The organism is Arthrobacter sp. MA-N2 (genome assembly GCF_000517125.1).
In the GTDB taxonomy this organism is placed as follows: Bacteria; Actinomycetota; Actinomycetes; order Actinomycetales; family Micrococcaceae; genus Arthrobacter; species Arthrobacter methylotrophus.
On record NZ_KI912155.1, the window covers coordinates 3,591,380 to 3,617,420 of the forward strand.

General features: G+C 63.6%; 18 protein-coding genes and 1 tRNA gene. 12 read left to right on the forward strand and 7 right to left on the reverse strand.

What is annotated here, in order from left to right; all coding sequences use genetic code 11:
- Positions 1 to 57 precede the first annotated feature (57 nt).
- A complete protein-coding gene (locus A3M3_RS0117550) occupies positions 58 to 3,231 on the forward strand; it encodes a beta-phosphoglucomutase family hydrolase (RefSeq protein WP_028267432.1) in 3,174 nt (1,057 codons plus the stop codon).
- A 95-nt stretch (positions 3,232 to 3,326) separates the two neighbouring features.
- Here the strand turns inward: A3M3_RS0117550 and A3M3_RS25740 are convergent, their stop codons facing one another.
- The 3 genes from A3M3_RS25740 to A3M3_RS25745 form a co-directional block, all read right to left on the reverse strand.
- Positions 3,327 to 5,999: a cation-translocating P-type ATPase gene (locus tag A3M3_RS25740; RefSeq protein WP_051423252.1), complete on the reverse strand. Its 2,673-nt coding sequence runs from the start codon at positions 5,997 to 5,999 to the stop codon at positions 3,327 to 3,329.
- A 282-nt stretch (positions 6,000 to 6,281) separates the two neighbouring features.
- Positions 6,282 to 6,354, reverse strand: a tRNA-Ala gene (locus tag A3M3_RS0117560).
- Positions 6,355 to 6,613: 259 nt separating this feature from the next.
- Positions 6,614 to 7,564: an NAD-dependent epimerase/dehydratase family protein gene (locus tag A3M3_RS25745; protein ID WP_081736857.1), complete on the reverse strand. Its 951-nt coding sequence runs from the start codon at positions 7,562 to 7,564 to the stop codon at positions 6,614 to 6,616.
- Between the two features lie 33 nt (positions 7,565 to 7,597).
- On the opposite strand from A3M3_RS25745, the gene A3M3_RS25750 reads away from it, so the two are divergent.
- Positions 7,598 to 8,254, forward strand: coding sequence for a ScbR family autoregulator-binding transcription factor (locus A3M3_RS25750; protein WP_231497298.1), 657 nt, complete (start codon positions 7,598 to 7,600; stop codon positions 8,252 to 8,254).
- Position 8,255: 1 nt separating this feature from the next.
- Here the strand turns inward: A3M3_RS25750 and A3M3_RS25755 are convergent, their stop codons facing one another.
- Positions 8,256 to 9,155: a ScbA/BarX family gamma-butyrolactone biosynthesis protein gene (locus tag A3M3_RS25755; RefSeq protein ID WP_081736858.1), complete on the reverse strand. Its 900-nt coding sequence runs from the start codon at positions 9,153 to 9,155 to the stop codon at positions 8,256 to 8,258.
- A gap of 164 nt (positions 9,156 to 9,319) precedes the next feature.
- Complete coding sequence (locus tag A3M3_RS0117580) at positions 9,320 to 9,961, reverse strand: TetR/AcrR family transcriptional regulator (protein ID WP_028267433.1); 642 nt, start codon at positions 9,959 to 9,961, stop codon at positions 9,320 to 9,322.
- Between the two features lie 137 nt (positions 9,962 to 10,098).
- Between A3M3_RS0117580 and A3M3_RS0117585 the strand changes: the two genes are divergently transcribed.
- The gene (locus A3M3_RS0117585) at positions 10,099 to 11,145 is read left to right on the forward strand and encodes an agmatine deiminase family protein (RefSeq protein WP_028267434.1); all 1,047 of its coding nucleotides are present in this window, start codon (positions 10,099 to 10,101) and stop codon (positions 11,143 to 11,145) included.
- On the forward strand, positions 11,142 to 12,863 hold the full coding sequence (locus A3M3_RS0117590) for an amidase (protein ID WP_028267435.1): 1,722 nt from the start codon (positions 11,142 to 11,144) through the stop codon (positions 12,861 to 12,863). Before A3M3_RS0117585 ends, A3M3_RS0117590 begins: the two co-directional genes overlap by 4 nt.
- Before the next feature lie 4 nt (positions 12,864 to 12,867).
- On the opposite strand, the gene A3M3_RS0117595 is transcribed toward A3M3_RS0117590, so the two are convergent.
- On the reverse strand, positions 12,868 to 13,239 hold the full coding sequence (locus A3M3_RS0117595) for a sec-independent translocase (RefSeq protein ID WP_028267436.1): 372 nt from the start codon (positions 13,237 to 13,239) through the stop codon (positions 12,868 to 12,870).
- A gap of 71 nt (positions 13,240 to 13,310) precedes the next feature.
- Positions 13,311 to 13,865 carry a hypothetical protein gene (locus tag A3M3_RS0117600; RefSeq protein ID WP_028267437.1) on the reverse strand — a complete coding sequence of 185 codons (555 nt, stop codon included), beginning with the start codon at positions 13,863 to 13,865 and terminating at the stop codon, positions 13,311 to 13,313.
- Positions 13,866 to 14,223: 358 nt separating this feature from the next.
- On the opposite strand from A3M3_RS0117600, the gene A3M3_RS25760 reads away from it, so the two are divergent.
- The 8 genes from A3M3_RS25760 (at position 14,224) to A3M3_RS0117640 (ending at position 25,924) form a co-directional block, all read left to right on the forward strand.
- The gene (locus A3M3_RS25760; protein ID WP_155854415.1) at positions 14,224 to 15,069 is read left to right on the forward strand and encodes a phosphotransferase; all 846 of its coding nucleotides are present in this window, start codon (positions 14,224 to 14,226) and stop codon (positions 15,067 to 15,069) included.
- Positions 15,070 to 15,170: 101 nt separating this feature from the next.
- Positions 15,171 to 15,995, forward strand: a complete 825-nt coding sequence (locus A3M3_RS25765; protein WP_035741999.1) for an ATP-binding cassette domain-containing protein — start codon at positions 15,171 to 15,173, stop codon at positions 15,993 to 15,995.
- On the forward strand, positions 15,992 to 16,798 hold the full coding sequence (locus A3M3_RS25770; protein WP_081736859.1) for an ABC transporter ATP-binding protein: 807 nt from the start codon (positions 15,992 to 15,994) through the stop codon (positions 16,796 to 16,798). Before A3M3_RS25765 ends, A3M3_RS25770 begins: the two co-directional genes overlap by 4 nt.
- 221 nt (positions 16,799 to 17,019) lie before the next feature.
- A complete protein-coding gene (locus tag A3M3_RS0117620; RefSeq protein ID WP_231497300.1) occupies positions 17,020 to 18,414 on the forward strand; it encodes an ABC transporter substrate-binding protein in 1,395 nt (464 codons plus the stop codon).
- Complete coding sequence (locus tag A3M3_RS0117625) at positions 18,414 to 20,132, forward strand: ABC transporter permease subunit (RefSeq protein ID WP_028267439.1); 1,719 nt, start codon at positions 18,414 to 18,416, stop codon at positions 20,130 to 20,132. The genes A3M3_RS0117620 and A3M3_RS0117625 overlap by 1 nt, the downstream gene beginning before the upstream one ends.
- A gap of 65 nt (positions 20,133 to 20,197) precedes the next feature.
- Positions 20,198 to 20,854 carry a hypothetical protein gene (locus A3M3_RS25775; protein WP_051423258.1) on the forward strand — a complete coding sequence of 219 codons (657 nt, stop codon included), beginning with the start codon at positions 20,198 to 20,200 and terminating at the stop codon, positions 20,852 to 20,854.
- Positions 20,851 to 22,452 carry a DNA polymerase Y family protein gene (locus tag A3M3_RS0117635; protein ID WP_028267440.1) on the forward strand — a complete coding sequence of 534 codons (1,602 nt, stop codon included), beginning with the start codon at positions 20,851 to 20,853 and terminating at the stop codon, positions 22,450 to 22,452. Before A3M3_RS25775 ends, A3M3_RS0117635 begins: the two co-directional genes overlap by 4 nt.
- A gap of 40 nt (positions 22,453 to 22,492) precedes the next feature.
- Complete coding sequence (locus A3M3_RS0117640; protein WP_028267441.1) at positions 22,493 to 25,924, forward strand: error-prone DNA polymerase; 3,432 nt, start codon at positions 22,493 to 22,495, stop codon at positions 25,922 to 25,924.
- Positions 25,925 to 26,041: the final 117 nt, after the last annotated feature.

The following is a 26,041-nucleotide window of genomic DNA, read 5'->3' on the forward strand; positions in this document are numbered from 1 at the left end:
CGGTCACCGGGACCATCGTCACTGGCCGCCCGGACTGATAGCTGGTAGGGATGTGTCATGACGGAGTCACTTACGGCCGCGGCCGCTTTGTCACCTTTTGACGTTGTGATCTTTGACCTGGATGGCGTGGTCACGGACACGGCTTCGGTGCATGAGGCAGCGTGGAGGGACCTCTTCGACGAGGTGTTGAAGGACCGCCGTGTGCCGCCGACGGCGCGGAGGGACCCCTTCAGCAGCAGTGACTACCTGAAGTACGTAGACGGCAGACCACGGGAGGACGGTGTAAGGGCCTTCCTCGGTTCCCGTGGCATCGAACTGCCTGCGAGTGATGCCTTGGATCCTGCCGGCGAATGGTCGGTCCACGGCCTGGCCGAACGGAAGAACCAGCTGTTCAGGAAGCGGCTTGGACGCGAAGGGGCGGCACCCTTCCCCGGGACAGTGGCGCTTCTTGAACGGCTGCGGTCAGGGCGGATTCCCGTGGTCCTGGCAACGTCAAGCCGGAACACCTCCGCTGTCCTGGCCGCCGCCGGGCTGTCGAATGCTTTCGACCTGGTCATTGATGGTGCCGTGGCCGGCGAGTTGGGGCTGGCAGGCAAACCTGACCCGGCCTTGTTCCTTGAGGTCGCGCATCGTTTGGGAGTCCCGCCCGCCCGCGCCGTCGTGATTGAAGATGCCGTGGCCGGGGTTGAAGCGGCCCACAGTGGGGGCTTTGGGCTTGTCGTCGGGATCGACAGGGCGGATGTCAGGAGGTCCGAGCTCGAGGCGGCCGGTGCCGACGTCGTACTGACCGACGTTGGCCAGCTGGATCTGGGCCGCGTTCTCACCGACCCATGGCGCCTTGTCTATGAGGGGTACGATCCAGCCCACGAAGGCCACCGGGAAGCACTGACCACGCTCGGTAACGGGTACTTGGCAGTGCGCGGTGCGGCTCCGGAGAGCAGGATGAGCGAGGTCCGGTATCCAGGCACTTACCTTGCCGGTGTCTACAACAGATTGGTCAGTACCGTGCAAGGCCAGTCGATTGAAGACGAACATATGGTCAATGTTCCCAACTGGCTGATCCTGGACGTCCGGCTGGATGGGACGGACTGGTGGTCCGGAGGCGGCTTGAAGATCCGTCGTGAGAGGCGTGTGCTCGACCTTCGTCGGGCTACCTTGCAGCGGGAAGTCGTGCTGGAGGCGGATGACGGGCGGCGGTTGGAACTGGTTCAGCGCCGGTTCGTATCGATGGCCCACCCTCATCTGATGGCACTGGAGACAACTCTTACGGCCAGGGGCTGGAGCGCGTCCGTCAGTATCCGCAGCGGAGTGGACACCGGCGTGACCAACGAAAATGTCCCGGAGGACGCTCTCCTTTCCCACCGTCATCTAGCGGTCCTCAACGTGTCCGGACCAGCAGAGCCGATCCCGGTGATAGAAGTTGAGACCAGCCAAAGTCATATCAGGATCGCGACAGCGCTTCAGACCCGGGTTTCAGGATTGGAAAGCAATGGCGCACCCGGGGAGGAAGCCGGATTGTATTACCGCTCCTTCGAGGTCCCGCTGAGCGATGCCACGCCCCTCGTTGTGTCCAAGACGGCAGCAATCGTGACCTCCCGCGACGGCGCTATCTCCTCACCCGCATCCGGGGCGAGGTTGGTGCTCAGTACCGCCGGGCACCGCTTTGACCTCATGCTCGCCGAGCATGAGGCTGCTTGGGGAAGATTGCTGCATTTGTTCGTTATATGCATTGACGGGAGCCCTCAGGTCCAGCTGATCCTGAATCTTCATGTCTTCCACGTTTTGCAGACCCTTAGCCCGCACACCACTCAACTGGACGCCGGTGTGCCGGCCCGCGGGCTGCATGGAGAAGGGTACCGGGGCCACATCTTCTGGGATGAGCTCTTCGTCCTGCCCCTTCTCACTTCCCGTATGCCCTCTGTTGCCCGCTCCCTCATCGACTACCGCTGGCGCCGGCTGCCCGCGGCAAGGGATGCAGCCGCTGCAGCGGGGTTCCAGGGGGCGCTGTTCCCCTGGCAGAGCGGCAGCGACGGCAGGGACGAGACTCCCCGTTGGCTTTTCAACCGGCGATCCGGCAGATGGGTACCAGACTATTCCCATCTTCAACGGCATGCCGGCATGGCCGTGGCCTTCAACGCATGGCAGTATTTTCTGGCCACGCAAGACCGGGGGTGGCTCCTGCATCATGGCGCCGAACTCGTGGTGGAGGTAGCGCGGCTGGTCGCCTCCATGTCCGAATACGACGACGCAGAGGACCGCTTCCATCTTCGCGGAGTCATGGGCCCTGACGAATACCACACAGGCTACCCGGACAATCCCGGCGGGGGATTAAACGACAATGCGTACACGAACGTCATGGCCGCATGGGTTTGCGAACAGGCCCACGAGATCATGACGATGCTTCACGGCTACGACCTGGAAGATCTTCGCGGACGCCTGTCAATAGATCCGGCCGAGATGGAAGACTGGCTGCACGTCAGCAAACGGATGTTCGTACCGTTCTTTAGCGGAGACATCATCATTAGCCAGTTCGATGGCTATGAAGACTTGGAGGAACTCGACTGGGAACACTACCGGGGCAAATACAAGAACATTGAACGCCTCGACCTGATCCTGGAAGCCGAGGGCGACAGCACTAACCGGTACCGGCTGGCCAAACAGGCTGACGTGCTGATGCTCCTGTACGTGCTGGGGGAGCAGGAGTTGGTGCTTTTCCTGGCCCGGCTGGGTTACACAGTGAGCGCAGAGCAACTCGCTGCGACAGTTGAGTACTACCTCGCGCGCACGGCGCATGGCTCCACCCTCAGCCGTGTGGCCCATGCCTCGGTGCTGGCGGCAATGGACCCGGACCGGGCCTGGAACACCTTCAGAGAAGCGCTCACTGCCGACCTTGACGACACGCAGGGAGGCACCACGCACACGGGTATTCACCTTGGCGCCATGGCAGGGACGATCGATGTGATCCAGCGCAGCTTCGCCGGACTGAGAATCACCAAGGATGCACTCCTTTTCTCCCCGAAGATGCCCAAAGGGATACGCGCAGTGTCCTTCCGTGTCCGGTACCGGGACCAATTGCTCGAGGTCAGCCTGGACCACGCCACCTTGACTGTTTCAGCAGCACCCGGAGACTCAGCAGCGGTCTGCATACGGGTCGGTTCCGACGAGGTCCTTTTGGGCGCGGGGAGCGTGCGGAAATTCGTGCTGGGCGAACCAGGCACCACGGCCGCCTGAACTCGTCGCCGGCAGCAGCAGCAGCAGGCCAAGGATAGAAGGCGACCGGATGTCGCGATGGTTCAACCCGGCATACCGGCTATCGGAGATACGGGTCAGCCCGGGTCCGATCGTTGCTGTTGTGTCTTCCATCGCCGCCTATATCGCCACAGTTCGTCCGTCCCCCACACGATGAAGGGGAAGGGGACCAGGGCCAGGATCTGCCATGGCTCCGGTGGACGGGTACCGAAAATTCCCTGGAGTGGTGGCAGAGCGACCACTGCGGCGGTGAAGGCGATTTCGAAAGCGATGCCCCAAAGCAACAGGCGATTACTGAAAAGCCCGATTTGAGCCAGCGATGCAGTCTGGGTCCGGGCGGCCATGGCAGTGCCTATCTGACAGGCGACAATCCCCAGGAAGCTAATGGTGGTGGCCTGCATCCCGACCAGGTGAAGGGGGCCTGTGCGGGTGTCTGCGCCGTAGTACCAGCCGCCCATGAGCAATGTGGTGAAGAACGCCGCCGTCACGAGCACCGCTGATACACCGCCCAGCAGGCCCCAGGCCCGGGCAAGCATGGGTCCGTCGATGACGTTTTGTCCCCGTTGACGGGGTGGCCGGGTCATGGTTCCGGGTTCTTCGCGTTCGCGTCCGAGCGCAAGGGCCGGGAGGGTTTCGGTGCCCAGGTCGATCGCGAGGATCTGCATGACGGTGAGGGGAAGGGGGATGTTGGCGCCGGAAGCTGCGTAGATCAAGAATGGGATGACCTCGGGGGTGGCGTGGGCGAAGATGTAGACGATGAATTTGCGGACGTTGTCGTAGACCTGTCGTCCGGCCTGGACGGCGCTGACTATGGAGGCGAAATTGTCGTCAGTGAGGATCATGGTGGCGGCTTCGCGGGCGACGTCGGTTCCGGATCTTCCCATGGCCACGCCGATATCGGCCCGTCGGAGGGCAGGGGCGTCGTTGACGCCATCACCGGTCATGGCGACGACCTTTCCCAGATCGCGCAGGGCATCGGCAATGCGCAGTTTGGCTTCGGGCGAACTGCGGGCGAAGATCAATTCTTCGCCGTTGTTGAGAAGGTCGTCGAGGGCCTTTTCGGGCATCAGGTCCAGCTCCGCGCCAGTGATGATGCGTGTGCCTCCGTCTCCGATACCGACCCGGGAGGCGATGCCGCGGGCGGTGAGTCCGTGGTCGCCGGTGACGATGATGAGCCGGATTCCTGCGGTGTGGCACCGCGCGACGGCGTCAGGGACTTCGGGGCGCGGCGGGTCGAACATGGCAACGAGTCCCAGGAGAGTCAGGCCTTGTTCGGCTTTCTCCCGGAGCAGCGCAGTGTCCTCTTGAGGGGTGAGGTCCCGTTCTGCAATTGCCAGGATCCTCAGGCCCTGACCGGCCCAGCTGTCCACGATCGAAGCCGCGGCGTCGCGCTCCACCCTGGTCAGTGGCCGCGTGCCCCCGGCTGTTGCGATCCCGGTGCACAGGGGCAGCAGCTCCTCGGGGGCGCCCTTGCAATGCACGCGGATACCGTCGGGGGTGCGATCGATAGTGGACATGCGCCGCAGCGCGGGGTCGAAATGGAACTGGGTCAACCGTTCCACGGTGTGCGGGTCCGCGCCCACCCTGAGGGCGTTGGCAGCGTGCAGCAGGGCCAGTTCGGTGGGGTCGCCGCGTTCATTGCCTTCGCCGTCGATACCGGCGTTATTGCATGCCGCCGAGGCCGCGGCCAACCTCCACGGCGGGGAGCCGGGCATTATCGGAGGTGGTGGCGTATCCAGGCCGAGGTAACCGCCTGAAGTCCAGATGGTGGTGACGCGCATCAGGTTCATGGTCAAGGTACCGGTCTTGTCCGTACAGATGACGCTGGTAGAGCCCAGGGTTTCGACCGCGGAGATCCGTTTCACCAAGGCTCCCCGACGCGCCAGGACGCGTACGCCTACGGCCAAGGCAAGGGTGATGGTGGGAAGCAGGCCTTCGGGGACATTGGCGACAAGGAGCCCAATCGCGAAGTTCAAGGTGTCGCTCAGCGAAAGACCGCCGAGAAGGGTGCCCACCGGGATGAACGCGATGCCCATCCCGACGGCGACGACGGCTATGATCCGCGCCACCCTGGTGACCTGCTTTTCAAGAGGGCTTTGGTCGTGGCCGACGCGTTCGGAGAGCGCGGCAATCCGGCCGAGTTCGGTGTGCATTCCAGTGGCGAAAACCACGGCGAGGGCTTCCCCGCCGGTGCAGCTGGTGCCGCTGAAGACCATGTCCGTGGCCTGAAGCAGCGGACCCTCCGGCGGCCGGTCCTCTGCGCTCCGGGGAACAGGGAGGGATTCCCCGGTCAGGGTGGAGAGGTCCATTTCCACCGAACCCTCGAGGAGCCGGGCATCGGCGCTGACACGATCGCCTTCGCGCACCACCAGCACATCGCCGGGGACAAGCAGTCCGGCCGGGATTTGCCTCTCCCCGCCATCCCGCAGGACACGGGCCTGCGGGGGAAGGTAAGCGGACAGGGCTTCGACAGCCCGTTCCGCGTGGCGTTCCTGGAGGAAGGCGAACCCGGCGTTAAGAAGGATGACGGCGATGATTGCCGCTGCCAAAGCGGCTGATCCGCTGAAATAGCTCAGGAGCGCCGCAAGCCAGAGCAGCAGCGCGAGCGGGTGTGCCAATTGCCGCACGATCTGGCGCGGCCACTGCCGCCCTCCATGTCGGGTGAGCTCGTTCGGCCCGTATGCCACCAGGCGCCGTGCCGCTTCCCGCTCCGACAACCCCGTACGGCTCGCCCGCAGGTCACGAAGCATCCTCTGAGCGGTTGCCCGCGGGTCCGAAGCCCCACGAAACTCGCCCGTGCCACTTGGGGAAGAGGACGTTTCGGGCGCGAATGGATCGACATACGGTTCCATGGAGCTAGTAGAGCGCGAATCAGCGCAGGGCGCCAGTGACCCCGGAAGCGGGCTTATGCCCTGACTGGTTCGGGCCGCAGGGACCGTAACCCCGCCACTGGCCACACGAGCGCCCGGCGAATAAATAAGGCCTTGCCTGAAACGTGAACCAGATTCACGTTTCAGGCAATGCCTCCAAAGTGGAGCTGAGGGGACTCGAACCCCTGACCCCCTGCATGCCATGCAGGTGCGCTACCAGCTGCGCCACAGCCCCAAACTTTGCTTGCCGGGAACTTCCATCCCCGTCGGAGCAACTCGTCAATACTAAACCACAACGATGTGAGATAGGAAATCGATCACTCTTGACTCCGGAGACAGCAAAGGTGCGGTCGATTGCTCGACCGCACCTCCCCCCATTACTGCCCTTCAACTCGTTTCTGCACTACACAGCACTACACAGCACAGCACTACTCAACGAGCCATTGAACTGAGTCTAGGGGTTTAATGGCCATAAAACAAACCATTCAACCGGTTTATGATCGACCCTGTCGCGGGGAGGCTCGATAGGAAGCACAAAAATCTGCAAGTGCCCCGCCGAAAGTCTCTTGTTCGTGCCCCGCGGTCCGCCAAAGACCTTGAGAGGAATACCAGTGATCCTTCGTCACCAGGGCAAGCTGATGCCTGCTGAATCCGGCAGTTCGCAAAGCCTCGCTGGCACGTTCGTCGTCCCCCAGGAGCCTCGGGGATTCCATACCGAATGCCTCAGCCACACTTTGCAGGAGGGTGGACACCGGAACGGGCTCCGGATAAGCGGCGTGGAACGCTTGTCCGGATTGCCGAGGCGCCAGGGCAAGCCCGGAAACCAGCCTTCCCAACGCCTCCGCACTAATGATCGAGAGCAACGCCGAGCCGTCACCGGGCCACCCGCCCGCGACCTTGATGATCCTCAGCAAGCCCGGAACGAACCAGCGATCTCCGGCCCCGAAGACGAGGTTTGGACGAACAACTTCACCGCCGTAGCCGAGAATCATGCGTTCGGCCACGGCGCGGCTGGCACTGGTCACGGAAGCAGGGTGATAGTCGGCCTCCGATTCGCGGAGACCACGGTGGGGGCCGGTACCGTAAACACTGCATGTACTGACATAGATCACTCGACGGACACCGGCCTGCTGGCACTGCTCAATGAGGTTTCCGGTGCCCCTCTCATTGACCTCCCGGGCGAGCCCGCGGTCGGAACCTACATAGGATGCGGCGTGGACAACAACATCCATATTGGCCAGGAAAGGGATCAGGCTCCCCGGGACGGAAATATCGGCGGCCGCAATGATAACGTTATTGTTTCGTCGCCTTGCCACCGGGCTTCGTGAGAGTGCAACAACGTGCGCCCCTCCGGATCCGGAAAGTGAGGCTACAACCCGACTTCCAATAAAGCCTGACGAACCCAGGACGAGAATCCGGGGTGGGCGGTCAACAACCGTTGGCATTGCCCTCACCGATCTTCCGAGTCCGTCAGATTCATGTACCCAAGTATCCCGGACGTAGAAACCGGAGAGGTCACCGCGCTGATCATGCAACAACGTGCCAAAGCCACCCGAGCTGCAGTGATTGAGGGAGCAGCGTCGATCTTTGAAGAGGTCGGCTACGGGAATGCGAGCCTCAGTGACGTCACTGAGCGCGCCTCGGTCACCAAAGGCGCCCTTTACTTCCATTTCAAGTCGAAAGAAAACCTGGCGCTCGCAGTCATCGCCGAACAGCACAATATTGTGCGCGTTGCGGGAGAGAAGATCGCCGCCGCGGGGCTTCCGGCATTGCAGACCATGATCGCTATGTGCCGCACTTTCGGGCAACAATTGCTCGATGAACCGATTGTGCGGGCTGGAATCCGGCTGACGTTTGAGGCCTCGGCATTCAATGCGGACGTCAAAGGTCCGTACTCCGATTGGGTCGCCACCATGGAGATGCTGACGCGCCAAGCCCAACTGGAGGGTGACGTGCGTCCAGACGTCGTGGCCGCGGACTTCGCACGGTACCTGGTTGCGTCCTTCACGGGAGTCCAGATGGTTTCCAACGTACTGACTGAACGACGCGATGTCCTCAAAAGGATTGACGACATGTGGCGTTTCATGATGCCCGCCATCGCGCCGGTTCGGCCGCAGGATTCAGGAACTCCCTGAACTATCGCGGGTCCCTGACCCGGGCCACCAAGGACATCAGAGGCTCGTCCTGGTGCACCAACCGGACCCTGATCATACTTGGCGCGATTTTGGGCTCAATCTGGGTCACCGAGACATCCACGGGATAGCTGAACTCGACCAACTTCATGAATTCGGCGTCAAACAGGGCAAAATCCGCATCGGGCCGGGAGTATGCGGCGCGGACAGCCTGCCGTGCGGCCTCAACCAGGAGCATTCCCGGGACGTGGTCAAGGGGATGGTCAAAGAAAATGGGGTGGCTTGGATCGACCCGCAACGGCCAGACGAGCGGACGCCGGCTTTGCCCCAGCATCACGTTCCGCTGGGTGGAATGTCCGACGTCGGCACACGCCAGCAGGTCGTCGCGGGTTGCGGTCGCGCCCGTGGGGACCACGCCACGAAATCGCTCGTATGTCGACGGATTCACAATGCGGGCGGCCGCGACTCCCTCTCCTATGGCGCCCCCGTCAACAAGGAACCGCGCAACCACCGTCAGGGCCGATAGTTGACCGGCACTGAGTTTCATATCCTTGACGTCAAGCTCAACCGCAACATGCGCGGGCACCATGGGATCGAGCGTTGCGGCCTCCACGGAGATGCTCATGTGCGGCATGAGGAACTTGTGCGTCAAAGGCACTCCGCACAGATGTGACAGAAAGATGACCGCCTGTCTCAATGTCTCAGCCATGAGCGCCGAATCCGGTGAACCATCGTGCGATCCATAGAAAACATGCCACCGGGGCCATTGTGCCCCCGCAACGAATCGTCGCGAACTTGATTGAACAAAATCAGTCAAGAAGACTTCCGAAACCGAGCGCTTATGAACGAGCTCCCGACTGACGGACGCCTCAAAGAGCGCTACCTCATCCATTGGGTCCCCCATTCATCCCAGGATCTGCCAGACCGGCCACCGTTGCGGTTTCGTCACTATTGAAGTGCCCAAATCTTATCGGCAAGAAGGCCGCTCAGTTATCGGAGCGGGGTGGACGGCTGGCGGGTTTAGAGCTATAACGTTCGGTCCAGCACGAATGGTTCCCGGCTCCCCGTTCAGGACTGCGGGCGACTGCCCGGTACCAGGGAACCGCGGACTGCGCCCACCATGCCTTCCACTGCGCGGGCCAGGTGCGTACCGCGGCCGCTGACACCGTCCCAGCGCACCAGGGCCTGGGCATTCAGTCCATCCACCATGCCGAGGATCTGCCACGCGACGGATGGAGCGTCGTAGCTCTCAAACTCGCCTGCCGCGATACCGGCTTCGACGACGCGCTCCACGACAGCCTGCCACGCGTCCATCTGTTCCCGGACGCAGGCTGCGAGCGCCTCGTTCCGGCGGCCCAGCGTCCATGCCTCCACCCAGATAGCCGTGACGTCGAGACGACTGTCATCCAAGAGGGTCTCCAAGAGGGCACCAAGCCGCTCCAAGGGCGTCGGCAGCCGATCCAGCAGGCCCGAAACCTCCTCGGTTTCCGCGGCGACGATGCTCGTGAAGATACCCGCCACCAGGGCCTCCACATTGGGCTGGTAATGCGCAACGAGGCCCGAGGCTACTCCCACCCGCGCTGCCACGTTGCGCAGCGTGATGGCGGAAAGCCCCTGCTCAAGGGCTATTTCCTTGGCGGCCTCGGTGATTTCGGCCGCACGTTCCGACGGCGTCTTCCGCGCAGCGCGCTTCTGTAAGGTGCTTGACATCACACCCCAGTCTAAAGTAGCTTTCCAGTTTATTGATCATCTGATCAATAAGTACTCACAGATACTTTCCCTGCATGCCTGGGCAAGGACGCCCAGGGCCTTTGCGGCTACCGCCTCAAAACACGGAGGAGACTTCCATGGCCTGGAGAATGCCAGCCGAAACAGCACCACACGAGCGCACCTGGATGGCGTTCCCCCGCACGGGCCTGACCCTTGGGGACGACGCCGCCTCGGCGGAAGAAGCCTACGCAACCTGGACCGCCGTCGCCCACGCCGTCGCCGAATTCGAACCCGTCACCATGGTGGTGGACCCTAGCGAACGCGACCGGGCCCGCCATATGCTCGGCGCCGGAATCGAACAGCTGGAGGCATCGCTCGACGAATTCTGGATGCGCGACGTCGGGCCCACCTTCGTCGTCGACGATGAACGTCACGGCGTGCTCGGCGCAGTGGACTGGATCTTCAACGGTTGGGGCGCCCCCGCCTGGTCCGAATGGGAGAAGAGCGCCGGCATGGCCCGCTTTGTCGCGGAAAGGGCCGGTGCCCAACTGATCGACTCGCTGTTGGTCAACGAAGGCGGAGCCATCCATGTCGATGGCGAAGGCACCGTACTCGTCACCGAAACCGTCCAGCTGGATCCGCGCCGAAACCCCTTCGCGGACAAGGCACGCGTCGAAGCAGAACTGGCCCGCGCTCTGGGCACCACCCACACCGTGTGGGTACCGCGCGGGCTCACCCGCGACTACGAGGATTTCGGCACCCGCGGCCACATCGACATGGTGGCCGCCCTGCCCTCCCCCGGCCGGATCCTGCTGCACTCACAGAGCAACCCGGAGCATCCAGATTTCGAGGTCAGCCGCACCCTGCAAAGGTTCTTCGAAACCCAGGAGGACGCGTCGGGCAAGCCATTCGAAATCACCCTGCTTCCTGCCCCTGAGTCCCTGCGGGACGAAGAAGGATTCCTCGATTGGAGCTACGTCAACCACCTCGTGGTCAATGGCGGCGTGATCGCCTGCGGCTATGGCGAAGAGCGGGCCGATGCGCTGGCAGCAGAGATCCTGGCGGAGGCCTACCCGGGCAGGCGCATCGTCACCGTGGACGCCCGGCCAATCCTTGCCCGTGGCGGAGGAATCCACTGCATCACCCAGCAGCAGCCCAAACTCAACGGCCAGGTGGCACGATGAGCCGCTTCGACGTCGTCGAGGCCTCGATTGCACAACTGCGCGTCGCGCTCGAAGCAGGCCAGACGAGCAGCGAGGAGCTCACGCGGGCCTACCTGGACCGCATCGAAGCCTACGACCGCAACGGCATCACGCTGAACTCGGTAGTAGTGATGAACCCTGAGGCACTCGCAGATGCCCGGGCCTCGGACGAACGCCGGGCAAGCGGCGCCACCCTCGGACCCCTTGACGGCATTCCGTACACCGCCAAGGACAGCTACCTGGCCAAAGGGCTCACGGCCGCCGCCGGCTCCCCCGCCTTCGAACACCTCGTCGCGCAACGCGATGCCTTCACCATCGAACGCCTCCGCGCAGCGGGCGCCGTGCTCATCGGCTTGACCAACATGCCGCCCATGGCCAACGGCGGCATGCAGCGCGGCGCCTATGGGCGCGCCGAGAGCCCGTACAACGAGAACTTCCTCACCGCCGCCTTCGGTTCCGGTTCCTCCAACGGCTCGGGAACCGCGACGGCGTCAAGCTTCGCTGCGTTCGGGCTCGGCGAGGAAACCTGGTCAAGTGGCCGCGCACCGGCGTCGAACAATGCTTTGTGCGCCTACACGCCCTCGCGTGGGGTCATTTCGGTGCGGGGCAACTGGCCGCTCGTGCCCACCATGGACGTCGTGGTGCCCCATACCCGGTCCATGGCCGACCTTTTGGAGTTGCTGGATGTGATCGTCGCCGACGACGCAGACAACCGCGGCGATTTCTGGCGCACGCAGCCATGGGTTGAAATCCCGCCCGCCTCGGAGGTCCGTCCGGCCTCTTATTCCGCACTGGCACCTACCGACAACGACGGCGCCCGCTTGGCCTTGAAGGACAAGCGCTTCGGGGTGCCGCGTATGTACGTCAATGCAGACCCCGATGCGGGGACCAGCGCGGCCCCGGGTATCGGCGGCCCCACTGGTCGGCGTATCCAGACACGCGGCTCCGTGATCGAACTGTGGGAGGCCGCGCGGCGGGACCTTGAAGCGGCAGGGGCCGAGGTGGTGTTGGTGGACTTCCCGGCCGTCTCCAACTACGAAGGCGACCGTCCCGGCGCACCCACCATAGCCACCCGCGGACTGGTGAGCCCGGAATACCTCGAACGGGAAATCGTGGACCTTTCGGCCTGGGCATGGGATGACTTCCTCGCGGCAAACGGGGATCCGGCACTCAGCAGCCTGGCCGACGTCGACGGTTCAAGGATCTTCCCCCACCCCGAAGGCGCGCTTCGGGATCGCTATGACGGTTTCGACGACGATATTGCCGACTATCCGGGGCACATCCGCGCGCACCGCGTCCCGTCCGTCACCGAAATTCCGCATCTCGCAGAAGGCATCCGAGGGCTCGAAGAAACCCGACGAGTGGACCTCGAACAATGGATGGACCGCCTCGGGCTGGACGCTGTCGTCTTCCCTGCCGTCGCCGACGTCGGACCTGCCGATATGGACGTCAACGAAGCCTCGGCCGATCTGGGCTGGCGCAACGGCGTCTGGGTGGCCAACGGCAACCTCGTGCCGCGGCACTTGGGCATCCCGACCGTCACGGTACCAATGGGAACGATGACCGATATCGGCATGCCCGTTGGACTCACGTTCGCCGGACGCGCCTATGACGACACCCGGCTCCTGACGCTAGCCGCGGCGTTCGAGGCAACAGGCGAGCGTCGTACCGCTCCCCCGCGCACACCGCGCCTCGACTGACTGATCAAGTGGACTCGTCGTCGAAAGGGGCCTGCTGCCCGGCAGCCAACCGCACCGCCGGCCGGGCAGGAGGCGACGCCGGCGGCGGCGTTTGGACGGGAGTGACAGGCTTCGGGAAGGGCTCCTCGTCCAGGAGGGCTTCCCGGATGATCCGGCGCGGATCGTATTGGCGTGGATCCATCTTGCGCCAATCAATGTCTTCGAATTCGGGGCCGAGCTCCTGGCGCAGCTTCTCCTGCGCGCCGGAGGCCATTCGCCGCAATTCGCGGATGATTCGCCCCAGCTTCCGCGCATACTCGGGAAGCTTGGTTGGTCCAAGGACTAAAACCGCGATGATCAGGAGAAGCGCGACCTTCTCGACCGAAATATCGATCATGGCTCCATTCTAAAGCCCCCGCCGGGCCGTTCCCGGTGGTCAGTAAGACAAGCCTTCATCCTCAGTCCGTCCTAGGAGATTGCATAGAACGCAATCGCGAGTCCGGCAGCCATCAGGGCCTCGCGGACCCCCTTCAAGCGGGGAACGGCGTGCGATTTGCTCTCTGCCGGCATGGCAAACGTGCCCAGCAGCCACCCCGTGGCCGCGAACAGCATGAGCAGCCCACCCAAGATGTCAGCAAGGATGACGGCCAGTTGGTGCGCCGGGTGATCCGACGGCGATCCAGTCCCCCTTGCCGCGGACAGCACCACCCATCCCGAAAGGGCCGCCGTCGCTGCGCCATAGATCGCCGGCCATCGCCCGGCCTGGCCCAGCCGTGTCCCTTGGTACACGATTCTCACAACGAACCAAAGGAAGACGACACCGATCACTGCCCCAAACAGGACTACTGAGTACGGCGCCCAACCGAGCCCTACCGCCACCATGACCGCAGCCAATAGACCGGCGGCGGCGGCGTCCACCCGGGCAGCCACACTTTTGGCCCGGAACATGGCAACGACACCCAGCACAGCCGCCGCCCCGAAAAGCAGCACCAGGGCGCCCACCACAAACCAACTTCGGAACATACCCTGTCAATCCTCCTGCGTGCCGGTTGAATTCCATCCGTAGTCCTATCACTTCCGAATGGGAGAACCCTGCATGCCGCGCATCAGCGCTGGAACAGCACACGGTCAGTATTCCGATGCCGATGTACTGGCCAACCCGGATTCTCCAGAGTCTTGGCACCGTCCGCGTCCTGCCTGGCAAGAAAAGAACGGACAAGACCAGGAGGTCATCGAGGTTTGTCGCCGCAAAGGCTCCGGCCGCTGTCAGTACGGTGCCGCCCAGATCTTCCATTGCTGCTGACATTACCGCTTGGAGCGGGTGCTCTTGCCCGGACCGCCCCGGCTGGCACCATCGGCACAGCCGTGGCAGCATCAGAAGATGACTAGCGATGCCCGTCCGTATGTCGGGTGCGGCCAGCCGGAACCTGCCGTTCCGCTGCTTGGCGGGGACGTGACGGAGGGGCTCGTCCGGGTGGGCGATACAGTGCGGCGCCCTGTAAGCGACTCTTCGCCGCGGGTCCGCCGCGTCCTGGATTTCCTCCAATCGGCCGGATTCCAGGGAGCGCCCCGCTTCCTGGGCATCGACGAAAGCGGCAGGGACACCCTGAGCTTCGTTCCCGGTGACACCGCCGGCCGCCCTTGGCCAAGCTGGATCGCCGACGAATCGAGCGCCGTCAGCGTGGCGCGTTTGGTGCGGGCTTACGATGACGCTGTGCAGCCGCTTGGCGTACCGGACTGGGCACATGCTGGCGACGGCGCCGATCCCCCGGGGTGCCCGCCCTCGATTGCGGGGCCGGCAACTTTGCTCGCCCACATGGACATCACCCCGGAGAATGTCGTCTTCCGGGACGGTGCCGCTGTCGCGCTGATCGACTTCGATCTGGCGCGCCCCGCAACTCGTACGGAAGAAGCCGCGAACCTACTCCTTTGGTGGGGCGCATGGATGCCCGTCGCCGACCGTGAGCCGGTGATGCGCAAGGTAGACGCCGCCTTCAGGGGCGCCGTGCTGCTCGACGCCTATGGCCTGGCTCCAGTTGACCGCGCCAAGATAGTTGACGTGGCCCGAAACTCCGCGGACCGCTCCTGGCATTTGATGCGGAGCAGGGCGCTCACCAAGGGGGGAGGCTGGAAAAGGATGTGGGACGAAGGAATCGGAGACAAGATTCTTCGCCGCCAAGCGTGGCTGGCCGAAAACGCCACAGCTCTCCACACCGCAATAACGTGACGGAGGCAGCGGCAGCGTGAAGCGGCGCTAATGCGCATTAATGCGAATGAGTATTGATAGCATTATCCAATTCACGCTCTCACGCCGATCCGAAGGTTCCCATGCGCCCCGCACTCCTGGTTCAAGACTTGAGGGTGTCCCTCCGGGGACGCGCCCTGATTGACGGCGTCAGCTTCGCACTTGACCCAGGTCAAAGATTGGCCCTCCTCGGAGCCTCGGGTTCAGGTAAGTCCCTCACCGCGGCTGCTCTGCTGGGACAGCTTCCGGCCGCAATGAGCGCTTCCGGGCGGTTGCAGATCAACGGCATGGACGTGCCGTTGTCCAGCACGGGAACCAAGCGCGACGGGATTGCCGCGATCCATCAGGACCCGATGTCGGCACTTAACCCGTTGGTTCGTCTGGGCAAACAGCTTGAGATCCCGCTACGGCGTGCCGGCCTTTCGGCTTCCATGGCACGGCAACGGGCACTTGAGCTGATCTCGTCGGTGGGGATAGCGGAAGCCGAACGGACCCTGGAAAGCTTCAGCGGCGAATTGTCCGGCGGTCAGCTGCAACGGGTCTGCATCGCATTCGCGCTTGCTTGCCGTAGCGCCGTCTTGGTGGCGGATGAACCCACCACCGCGCTGGATATGGTCAGCCAGGCCAAGGTCCTCGACGCGTTGTCCTTGTACTCCACATCCGCGGATTCCACTGCCGCGGATTCCACTGCCGCGGATTCCACTGCCGCAGGCGTATTGGTGATTACGCATGACCTCGCTGTCGCTGCGGCTTTTTGCCATCGAGCCCTTGTCTTGGTTTCCGGCCGGCTCGTCGAAGAAGGATCGATGGAGTCGTTGGTGGAGCGGCCCAGCCACCGTTACACGAAGCAGCTCGTGGAAGCTGCCCATCTCGGTTTTGATTCCCTTCCCCGGGAAGCCACTGTATGAACGCACGATTGTGCGCCGACAATCTGGGCCTCAGTTACCCACAACGGGGGCTCCTCAAGCGACGCGCAGCCTGGCCCGCAGTGCAGGATGTCTCCCTCAGTATTTCCGGCGGAGACAGCATCGGCCTGGTGGGCGGATCGGGCGCCGGAAAATCGACGCTCCTGAGGATCCTGCTTGCTGTGGAGAAGCCGAATGCCGGAACCGTGACGTTCAATGACAATCCGGTTCTGCCCGGTCCTGCCTCGTCCTTGAGGTGGTACCGCCGCGCGGTGCAATACATTCCACAAAATCCGGCGGCAGCCCTTGACCCGGGCATGAACGTGGAGCGCCTCCTCCTGGAACCCCTGAGGCAGCTGCGCGTCAGCGGAGACCACCACGGGATGATCCTGAACGCCCTGCACCGGGTCGAGCTCGATCCCGGCCTGCTTTCGCGTCGGCCCCGAGAACTGTCCGGCGGGCAGAACCAGCGCGTGGCGATTGCCCGGGCCTTGGTCCCCTCGCCGCACATCCTTCTCGCGGACGAACCGGTCAGCGGGCTCGATCTTCCCCTCAGGAACACGGTCTTGGCCCTCATGGAACGCCTGGTACATCGGGACGGGCTTGGACTCCTGTTCGTCTCCCATGATCTGGCGGCCGTCGCCCGGCTGTGTTCCCGGACGTTGGTCCTCTCGGGGGGACGCATCGTGGAACAAGGACCCACCGCGGCGGTGTACACCAAGCCACAGACCCGGGAAACCAGGGAGCTCGTAGCCTCCCTCCCCCGGCTGCACAGAGACAAGGAGCTGGACAAAGACAAGCCGTGAAGACTGTGAACCCCCGCACGGAGCCACACTCGCAAGACTCCACCCCGACTCATCCACTCACACCCACGAAAGACAGGTACCCATCCGTGGCTATTCCACGCCCAAAAGCAGTTGCCGCCATATTCCTTAGCTCCGCGATGGCCGCAAGCCTCAGCGGTTGCTTCGCTCCAGGCAACACTCCAGCGGCCGGCAGCAGCGCTGACTCCCGAATCAAAGTGGCAATGTTGCAGCCACCCCGATCCGGACTGAACCCCTTAAGCGACGACGCGTTCAAGCTCTCACGCTGGAAGACCGCCGAGACACTGGTTGTCCTCGATGCCCTCGGCGATGCCCAGCCATCGCTGTCAACGGCCTGGAAGCAACTGGACGGCAAGACCTGGCGCTTCGAACTCCGTACAGGCGTGAAATTCCATGACGGAACGCCACTGACCGCGGAGCAAGTTGCGTCGTCGTTGACGGCGGCGGCGAGCGCAAAACCCCGGCCCAGAATTCTCGACGGCGTGCAGCTGAGCGTCCGCACGGACGGTGGGGACGCCGTCGTCGTTAGCACCCAAACGGACGATCCACTGGTTCCGCAGCGGCTGTCGAGCCCCCAGCTTTCCATCCTTGCCGCGTCCGCTTACAAACCCGGAGGTGTGGTCAGCCCCATCAGCGCAGGTACCGGACCTTTTGTCCTTGCGTCTGCGGAAGGCACCACATCAGCGACCCTCAACCGCTTTGCAGACTACTGGGGCGAGAAAGCGGCGAGCAGCGGCGTCGACGTCCAATACGTTCCCGACGGCACGGCGCGCGCAGCCGCGCTGAGGACCGGAACCGCCGACGTCGTCGAGGCTATTCCCGTAGGCCAAGTCGCCCAGATCAAAGCCGACTTGATTCACGAAGTCCCCATGCCCCGGACCAACACCCTCTACCTGAACACCAAAACGGGCGCCTTTGCGGATCCGTCAGTTCGGGCAGCGGCAAGGACATCGATTGATCGGGCCGCCATTGTTGAACAGGCCTACGAAGGACGTGCGGACGTTGCAGAAGGCCTCCTGGGTCCTGCACTTCACTGGGCGGCCCAGGAAAGGCAAAACGCCACATACATTGAATCCCTGAAGAAACGGGCACAAGCAGCACCGGCCGGCGGTCGCCGCATCAAACTTGGCACGTTCACGGATCGGGCCGAGCTGCCCGAGGTCGCCGTGCAGCTTGAGCAGCAGCTCGAGGCCGCCGGTTTCATCGTGGAGCAGGTGGTCCGGGAGTACCAGCACATCGAGTCAGACGCACTGGCCGGCAAGTTCGATGCCTTCATCCTTTCCCGTGCCACGGTCTTGGACTCAGGGGACCCTGTGGCCTACATGTTCAGTGATTTCTCCTGCAAAGGCTCCTTCAACATCTCCCAGTTCTGCGATGCCGAAGTGGACGCAGCGCTGGGCCGGGCAGCCGCCATTCCTCCAGGCCCGGAGCGCCGGTCGGCAATTGCCGCGGCCGAGGCGCTCATCCTCTCGAAGGATGCGGCCGTGCCGCTGCTGCATGAACGCGTTATCCAAGGCGAATCGACCGGGATACGCCACGTGGAACGCGATCCCCGCGAGCGCGCGTTGATCACCAGCAAAACAGGAATTGTTGGCTGATGCGGGGCAGGGCGTTCATCAAAACTACGGCCTCCAGAGCCGTGGCACTCTTCTCGATAGTTGTCCTGATCGGGCTCCTGCCATGGTTTTCGGGACAACGCCCGGAGTACACCGTCCTGCGGGCCCGGTATGCCGATCGGGAAGCGACTGATGAAACGCTGAGCATGATCCGCGCGGAACTCGGGCTCGATCGAGGGCCAGTGCACATCTTCCTCGAATGGGCCGGTGGCCTTTTGCGCGGGGACACGGGAAATTCCTGGATTACCAACACGCCCGTTGGCCCCGGCATTGTGGAAGCCCTGGGAGTGTCCGTCACCCTAATGGCCTGCGCCATGGTCGTTGCAAGCTTGGTGGCTACCGCACTCTGCGTTCCTTGCGTGCTACGCGGGCTGGCCGGGAACCCGGGGCGAGGCTCCGGGATCGTAGCCGCGGCTACGACGGCCCTCCCCGAGTTCCTCCTGGCGGCCATGCTGCTTGTCATCGGTGCCGTATGGCTAGGCTGTTTCCCACCCTATGGCTGGCAGGGAGTGGGCCACGCGGTGTTGCCGGCGCTTTCCCTTGGCATGCCTGCCGGTGGCCTGATCGGGCGGCTGCTTTCGGACGCCATCAGCCTGGCGTTCGCCGAGAAATGGGTGGGTACTTGGGCCATGGCCGGGGCGAGCCGCGCCAGGCTCACCGCGGCGGTGCTCCGCCGTGCCCTGCCATCGGTGATGAGTCAGATCGGGCTTGTCCTCATTGGCCTCACCGGCGGGGCGGTTGTCGTGGAAAAGGTCTTCGCGATTCCCGGTTTGGGCCGTGCAGTCCTGGTCGCGGCGAGCGCGCAAGACATCCCTGCGCTGCAGGCAGGAGTACTGGCCCTTCTCGTGCTGGCCGTCGGGGCGGGTTCCCTCAGCGCGGCGGCCCGGTATCTCTTGTTGGGTGCGGCATTGCGTTCCGGGACAGTTCCCGTTCCGGAACCGCCGGGAAGATCACGACGGCGGGATTCCGCCGTCCCGCTCGTCGCTGCGGGAGCGTTGATTCTCGTCGTCGTCGCGGGATTGCTTCGCGACCCGTTCACTTCGAGCCATGCGCGGCTTGCCAGCCCGGGCTTCGGACTGCCTTTCGGGGCCGATGCCAGCGGACGGGACCTCCTCGCCCGGGTTGGACACGGTGCCGTCTCCACCTTGGGAACGGCTTTGCTTGTGGTGCTGGCTTGCCTTGTGATCGGGATGGTCGTCGGGCTCTTCCCCCTCGCGGCGACCGGTCCGCTTGAAGTAGCCAACGCCGCTCCGCCTATCCTCGCCGGCCTGATCGTGGCAGTGATGACAGGTCCCTCGGCTGAAGGGGCGGCGATAGCCGTCACCTTGGTCAGTTGGGCACCTCTGGCTGCGCACACGGCGGCCTTGGCGCAGGAGGCCAGGGCGCAGCCCCACGTGAGAATCCTTCCGGTCCTGGGCGTAGGACGGCTCCGCGTCCTGTGGCGCTACCTCCTCCCGGCCATCCTTGGGCCGGTGTTCCGGCATTCGATGCTCCGGATACCGGGAATCGCACTCGCCCTGGCTGCCTTGGGATTTCTCGGCCTCGGCCCCCAACAGCCGTCGCCGGAATGGGGCCTCATCCTCGCTGAAGGAATCAACTATGTGGAGCGTGCCCCCTGGACCGTCGCCGCTCCGGCGTCGGCGTTGATCTTCGCCTCGATTCTGGCAGTTTCACTGTCTAGCGTGAGGTGGCGAAGGTAAACGAGGCGAGTTGGGGCAGAGTAGCCCCAATTGACTCATTCGAATATATGTTCGAAAATTGAATTATGCCTTCCCGCCTGACTTCCGCCTCGCCAGCTTCGCTGCGCGATGACTTACAGGCGAGAATCCACCTCATGCAGGGCAAACGCAGCAGCGAACGCTCGCTGCCCGTGCTCCCCTCGCTCAGCAGGCTCTTGCCGGGCGGGCTGCGCCCGGGTGCGGCGTATTCCATACAGGGGTCCATGTCACTGGCCATGGCTTTGTTGGCCGGCCCCTCACGCGATGGCTCCTGGTGTGGAGTGGCAGGGCTTCCTGACTTCGGAGTCGAGGCGGCAGCAGGTTTCGGCATTGCACTTGATCGACTGGTCCTGGTACCTGACCCCGGTATTAGTTGGACTGCGGTAATCGCCGCCATGGCGGACGTGCTCTCGGTAGTGCTTGCATGCGCTCCGGAAAGAGTCGCACCCGCCGAGGCCGCCCGTCTGGGAGCCAGGCTCCGGGAGCGTAGTTCCGTCCTCCTTGTCTTGGGACCGTGGCCGCAGAGCGAAGCCGTTTTGCAAGTGAATGGATATGAGTGGGCCGGGCTTGGGCAGGGCCACGGACATTTCAATAGGCAGGAACTTGAGCTCGAAGTCGCCCTGCGGGGCAGTTCCCGCCGGGCTTCCGTGGATCTTGCGGACAGCGGTCCGGTAGATCTGTCCCGCCATCGGATGGGAGCATGATGCTGTTTCAGCTTGAGACCCCGGTGCGCGCGTTGGTGGCCTGGTTCCCGGATTGGCCGCTGGTCGCCGCACGTTTGGCAGATGCACTGCCGCCCGATGTACCCGCGGCGGTCATCGGCCAAGGTGTCATTGCTGCTTGCTCTGCGGAGGCACGGGCAGAGGGAGTCGTCCGGGGCTTGCGGCTAAGGGAAGCGCAGACCCGTTGTCCCGAGCTGGTGGTATGCGCCGTTGATCCTTTGCGGGACGCGCGGGAATTCGAACCTGTGATTTCCTCGCTTGAAGAACGAACTCCCGGGGTGGAAGTACTTCGCCCGGGCCTATGCGCACTCCGGGCCAGGGGGGCTGCCCGATATTACGGCGGCGAGGAAGAGGCCGCAGGTGCTGTGCTTGAATCGGCCGACCGCCTCGGCATGGAGGCCAGGGTAGGGATCGCAGACTCCGTGTTTGCGGCTGAACAGGCAGCCCGGAGCACCAGCGAACTTACTGCCCTTCTTGTGCTGCCGCCGGGTTCTTCCCGGGATTTCCTGAGTCCATTTCCGGTGGAAGTATTGGGACAAGCGAAGCTTGCCTCCTTACTCAAGCGCCTTGGAATTCTCACCTTGGGGAATTTCGCCAATCTCCCGGCCGCAGATGTGCGTGCCCGTTTCGGAGCTGTCGGAATCAGCGCACATGCCTTGGCAAGCGGCCAGGATCCTCGCCGGATCATCCCCCGTACGCCCCCGCGGAAATTGAATCAGCAGGCGGAGTTCGAACCGGGCCTGGACCGGGTTGACCAACTCGCTTTCCAGCTCCGTGCAACGGCTGACACCTTCGTGACCGGGCTGCAGACGGAAGGCTTGGTCTGCACGGAGCTCAGGGTTCTGATCACCGACGAAGCGGGCAACCGCTCCGAGCGGACGTGGGGCCACCCCCGCCACTTCACAGCCAGCGACGCCGTGGACAGGGTGCGTTGGCAGCTTCAGTCGCAAGCCCCTGCCGACGGCGGAATGCGCGACGGCGGATCGGCTCGCGGCGGGCCCTCCTCACCGGTCATCCGGGTAGAGTTCGTTCCCGTCCGGGTGGACTCCATCGCCCATCATGGGAGCGCGCTCTTTGGAGATGGAGCAGAGGAACAGATCCATCATGGACTGAGCCGGATCCAAAGCATGCTGGGACATGAAGCCGTAGTAGTGCCTGCCATCTCCGGAGGACGGTTGCTGGCCGAGCGGCGCCGTTTGGTGCCCTGGGGAGATGCCTTGCCTTCAGGAACGGCCGCCTTGGCGTCCAGGCCCTGGCCCGGCAGGATTCCAGACCCACAACCGGCCACGGTATTCGCTTCCCTCATCCCGGTCCTGTTGCTCGACGCGAATAAGGAAAAAGTCCGTACAGATCATCGTGGCGGATTGATTGCCCCGCCGATGTGGTTCTGTCCCACCGGAGATCCCGTACGACGGCGGCTGGTCGCTCAGTGGGCCGGCCCCTGGCCGCTGAGACAGAGATGGTGGGACGCCGACCATGGTCTTGAAGCGGATCGGTTCCAGCTTGTGGACGGAAACGGAGAGGCCTGGCTCCTTCTCCTGGACGAGCAGAACTGGTGGGCAGAGGCCCGCTACGACTGAACAGCCAGAAGGAGCACTGATCTTTAGGCAGGAAGACAATATGGCTTGGAACAACCCGTCAATCCCATGGTCGGAGTTCGAACGCACGCTGTCAGACCGGCGCGGCCCGGACTCCGGGAAGAGCGTAGGGGACGGCGGTGACAGCCCCGCCTGGTCAAGGAAACGCGGACCATACCGTCCGGTCCCCCTCGATCCCGCAAGGGTCGCATCGCGGGCGGGTGCCGCCGTCGTGCCTTATGCAGAGCTGCACGCCCACTCGCACTACAGCTTCCTGGACGGTGCCTCCTCGCCCGAGAAATTGGTGGAGGAAGCTGTCCGGCTGGGCCTGCATGCCCTTGCGCTGACCGATCACGACGGCTTCTACGGGATCGTGCGCATGGCGGAGGCGGCCGAAGCCTATGAGCTCAAGACGGTGTTCGGCGCCGAGCTTTCGCTCGGACTCAGTAAACCCCAGCAAGGCGAAGCTGATCCTGAAGGCGATCACTTGCTGGTCCTCGCCCGCAAGGAAGAGGGATACCACCGGCTGGCAGGGGCGATGACGTCTGCGCATCTGGCGGCTGACGCCGAAAAGGGCCATCCCATCTACGACCTCGATGCGCTGGCGCACTCTCTCAGGGACCATTGCGTAGTACTGACCGGGTGTCGCAAAAGCTCAGTCCGGAGAGCCCTCCTGGGCGAGGGCGAGCAAGCCGCTGCACGGGAAGTGGATGCCCTGATCGAGCGATTCGGGCGGGGCAATGTGGTGGTGGAACTCTTCGATCACGGGAATCCCCTCGACAGCAGCCACAACGATGCCCTGGTCCGTATTGCCGACCGTGCGGGCATACCTTTCATCGCCAGCAACGCCGTACATTACGCCACTCCGGAGGGTTATCCGCTGGCCACTGCAATGGCGGCTGTCCGGGCTCGCCGCAGCCTGGAGGAACTGGACGGCTGGCTGCCCGCAAGCAGCGGCGCACATCTACGGAGCGGTTCCGAGATGGCAGTGCGGTTCGCCCGCTACCCCGGCGCGGTCGAACGGACAGTCGAGATCGCCGACGAGCTTGCGTTCCAGTTGCGGGCTGCCCGCCCGAAGCTCCCGAAGCTCGATGTTCCTGCAGGGCACACCCTTATCACCTGGCTCCGGCAGCTCGTCGGCCAAGGTGTCAGGGACAAGTACCCCGACGCCGGCGAACGGGTCCATCGCCGGATCGAGCAGGAACTCGCAGTGATCGAGGCGAAGAATTTCCCGGGCTATTTCCTGATTGTGCACGACATCGTGCAATTTGCCCGTTCCCGCGGGATCCTCTGCCAAGGCAGGGGTTCAGCGGCGAACTCGGCTGTCTGCTATGCGCTGGGGATCACCGCCGTCGACAGTATTTTCTACAACCTTCCGTTTGAGCGTTTCCTCTCCAGCCTCCGGGAGGAAGAACCGGACATCGACGTCGATTTCGATTCGGACCGGCGGGAAGAGGTCATCCAATACGTCTACCGCAAGTACGGACGGTTCAACGCGGCCCAGGTAGCGAATGTCATCAGTTACCGTCCCAAGAACGCTGTCCGCGACATCGCCAAGGCGCTCGGCTATAGCCAGGGCCAGCAGGACGCCTGGTCTAAGCGGCTGGATCATTGGGGCGGTCTCAGCGAAGGCAAGACCAACAACATCCCCGCCCCTGTCCTGGACCTTGCTGATCAGATCCTGGGTTTCCCCCGGCACCTTGGCATCCATTCAGGCGGAATGGTCCTCACGGAACGGCCTGTCGGCGAGGTGGTCCCCATCGAGCGTGCCCGGATGGAAAACCGCACGGTCTTGCAATGGGACAAGGACGATTGCGAATGGATGGGCCTGGTCAAGTTCGATCTACTCGGCCTGGGCATGCTCGCCGCCCTGCAGTATTCCTTTGATTTGATCGATCAGCATTTCGGTGAACGTTGGACAATCGAGACCATCCCGCGGGAGGAACCGGCGGTCTATGACATGCTTTGCCGGGCCGACTCGATCGGAGTGTTCCAGGTGGAATCACGGGCCCAGATCAGCACGCTGCCACGGCTGAAGCCCAGGAAGTTCTACGATCTGGTAGTCGAAATCGCGCTGATCCGCCCAGGCCCCGTCCAAGGCGGCGCAGTCCACCCGTACATCCGGCGCCGTGCAGGCACGGAAAAAATCACGTATCTTCATCCGCTCCTGGAGCCGGTCCTTGAGCGGACACTGGGCGTGCCCCTGTTCCAGGAGCAGCTCATGCAGATGGCGGTTGCCGTGGGTGGGTGTACTGCCGAGGATGCGGACCTGCTCCGCCGTGCCATGGGTTCCAAGAGGGGCCGGGAGAAGATCGAGACACTTGAGGCCAAACTCTATGCGGGAATGGCAGCAAACGGGATCAGCAAGGACGACGCCGACGCCATCTACGCCAAGATCCAAGCCTTCGCGAACTTCGGCTTCGCCGAATCCCACTCCCTGAGCTTCGCGGTCTTGGTCTATGCCAGCTCGTGGCTGAAGCTGCACTACCCGGGCGCATTCCTCGCAGCCCTGCTTCGGGCACAACCCATGGGTTTCTACTCCCCGCAAACCCTCGTCGCGGATGCCCGCAGGCACGGAGTCCAGGTGTTGCGCCCGGATGTTCTCCGTTCCCTTGCCGAAGCAACCTTGGAAGTGCTCGATGAACCTACGGGGGCCGGCGTGGGCCCGGTGGGCGGCATGGATTCCTGCCTGGCCTTCCACCAGCCGGAGATCGGGCTCTTCCGGCAGGATCTTCCGCGAGAGGACCACCTGCACCGCCGGGATGGCTCACACGCCGTGCGGTTGGGGCTCGACGGCGTCACCTCCATCGGGACCGAAGTGGCGAAACGCATCGTGGCTGAACGGGAGGAACACGGCCCGTACCGGGAGTTGGCGGATCTGTCCCGCCGCGCGAATCTCAGCGCTGACCAGCTGGAGGCACTCGCGTCAGCCGGCGCGCTCGATTCGCTCGGGATGAACCGCCGCGAAGCACTGTGGCAGGCCGGAGATGCCGCGCTGGAGCGGGAAGGACAATTGCCGGGGACGCACGTGGCTGTCCAACCGCCGTTGCTGCCGGAGCTCTCCCCACTGGAAAATGTTGCCTACGATATGTGGGCGACCGGCATCAGCACAGATGACCACCCGATGCGGCACGCACGCGGCAGTCTGGATTCCAGAGGGGTGCTGCAGGTGGAACGGCTCTCCCACGTCGAGTCCGGCACCCGTGTTGAAGTGGCCGGCGTCGTGACCCATCGCCAACGGCCCCAGACCGCTCAAGGAATTACCTTCGTCAACCTGGAAGACGAGAGCGGCATCCTCAACGTCATCTGCAGCGTTGGCCTCTGGAAGAGGTATCGCCGGGTAGCCCGCGAATCATCCGCGTTGATCGTCCGCGGTTTCCTCGAACGCACGCCGGAAGGCGTCACTAACCTCGTGGCAGACAAGCTGGAACCCTTGGTCCTGGTAGCGAAGTCCAGCTCCCGCGACTTCAGGTAGCCAAGATCTCAAAAAAATGAGGCCCTACCCGGAACGTGAACTTGGTCCACGTTCCGGGTAAGGCCTCCATGGTGGAGGTCTTACATACCTATTCGAAACAAAGTAGCGATTCCGTCA

Bases quoted from the DNA above. Each gene is read 5' to 3' on its own strand.
- A3M3_RS25770 (WP_081736859.1), top strand. From the start codon at position 15,992: ATGAACGCACGATTGTGCGCCGACAATCTGGGCCTCAGTTACCCACAA.
- A3M3_RS25740 (WP_051423252.1), bottom strand. From the start codon at position 5,999: ATGCTTCGTGACCTGCGGGCGAGCCGTACGGGGTTGTCGGAGCGGGAA.
- A3M3_RS0117600 (WP_028267437.1), bottom strand. From the start codon at position 13,865: ATGTTCCGAAGTTGGTTTGTGGTGGGCGCCCTGGTGCTGCTTTTCGGG.
- A3M3_RS0117580 (WP_028267433.1), bottom strand. From the start codon at position 9,961: ATGTCAAGCACCTTACAGAAGCGCGCTGCGCGGAAGACGCCGTCGGAA.
- A3M3_RS0117620 (WP_231497300.1), top strand. From the start codon at position 17,020: ATGTTGCAGCCACCCCGATCCGGACTGAACCCCTTAAGCGACGACGCG.
- A3M3_RS0117640 (WP_028267441.1), top strand. From the start codon at position 22,493: ATGGCTTGGAACAACCCGTCAATCCCATGGTCGGAGTTCGAACGCACG.
- A3M3_RS25755 (WP_081736858.1), bottom strand. From the start codon at position 9,155: ATGGGGGACCCAATGGATGAGGTAGCGCTCTTTGAGGCGTCCGTCAGT.
- A3M3_RS0117595 (WP_028267436.1), bottom strand. From the start codon at position 13,239: ATGATCGATATTTCGGTCGAGAAGGTCGCGCTTCTCCTGATCATCGCG.
- A3M3_RS0117590 (WP_028267435.1), top strand. From the start codon at position 11,142: ATGAGCCGCTTCGACGTCGTCGAGGCCTCGATTGCACAACTGCGCGTC.
- A3M3_RS0117550 (WP_028267432.1), top strand. From the start codon at position 58: ATGACGGAGTCACTTACGGCCGCGGCCGCTTTGTCACCTTTTGACGTT.
- A3M3_RS25760 (WP_155854415.1), top strand. From the start codon at position 14,224: ATGACTAGCGATGCCCGTCCGTATGTCGGGTGCGGCCAGCCGGAACCT.
- A3M3_RS25765 (WP_035741999.1), top strand. From the start codon at position 15,171: ATGCGCCCCGCACTCCTGGTTCAAGACTTGAGGGTGTCCCTCCGGGGA.
- A3M3_RS25745 (WP_081736857.1), bottom strand. From the start codon at position 7,564: ATGCCAACGGTTGTTGACCGCCCACCCCGGATTCTCGTCCTGGGTTCG.
- A3M3_RS25775 (WP_051423258.1), top strand. From the start codon at position 20,198: ATGCCTTCCCGCCTGACTTCCGCCTCGCCAGCTTCGCTGCGCGATGAC.
- A3M3_RS25750 (WP_231497298.1), top strand. From the start codon at position 7,598: ATGTACCCAAGTATCCCGGACGTAGAAACCGGAGAGGTCACCGCGCTG.
- A3M3_RS0117585 (WP_028267434.1), top strand. From the start codon at position 10,099: ATGGCCTGGAGAATGCCAGCCGAAACAGCACCACACGAGCGCACCTGG.
- A3M3_RS0117635 (WP_028267440.1), top strand. From the start codon at position 20,851: ATGATGCTGTTTCAGCTTGAGACCCCGGTGCGCGCGTTGGTGGCCTGG.
- A3M3_RS0117625 (WP_028267439.1), top strand. From the start codon at position 18,414: ATGCGGGGCAGGGCGTTCATCAAAACTACGGCCTCCAGAGCCGTGGCA.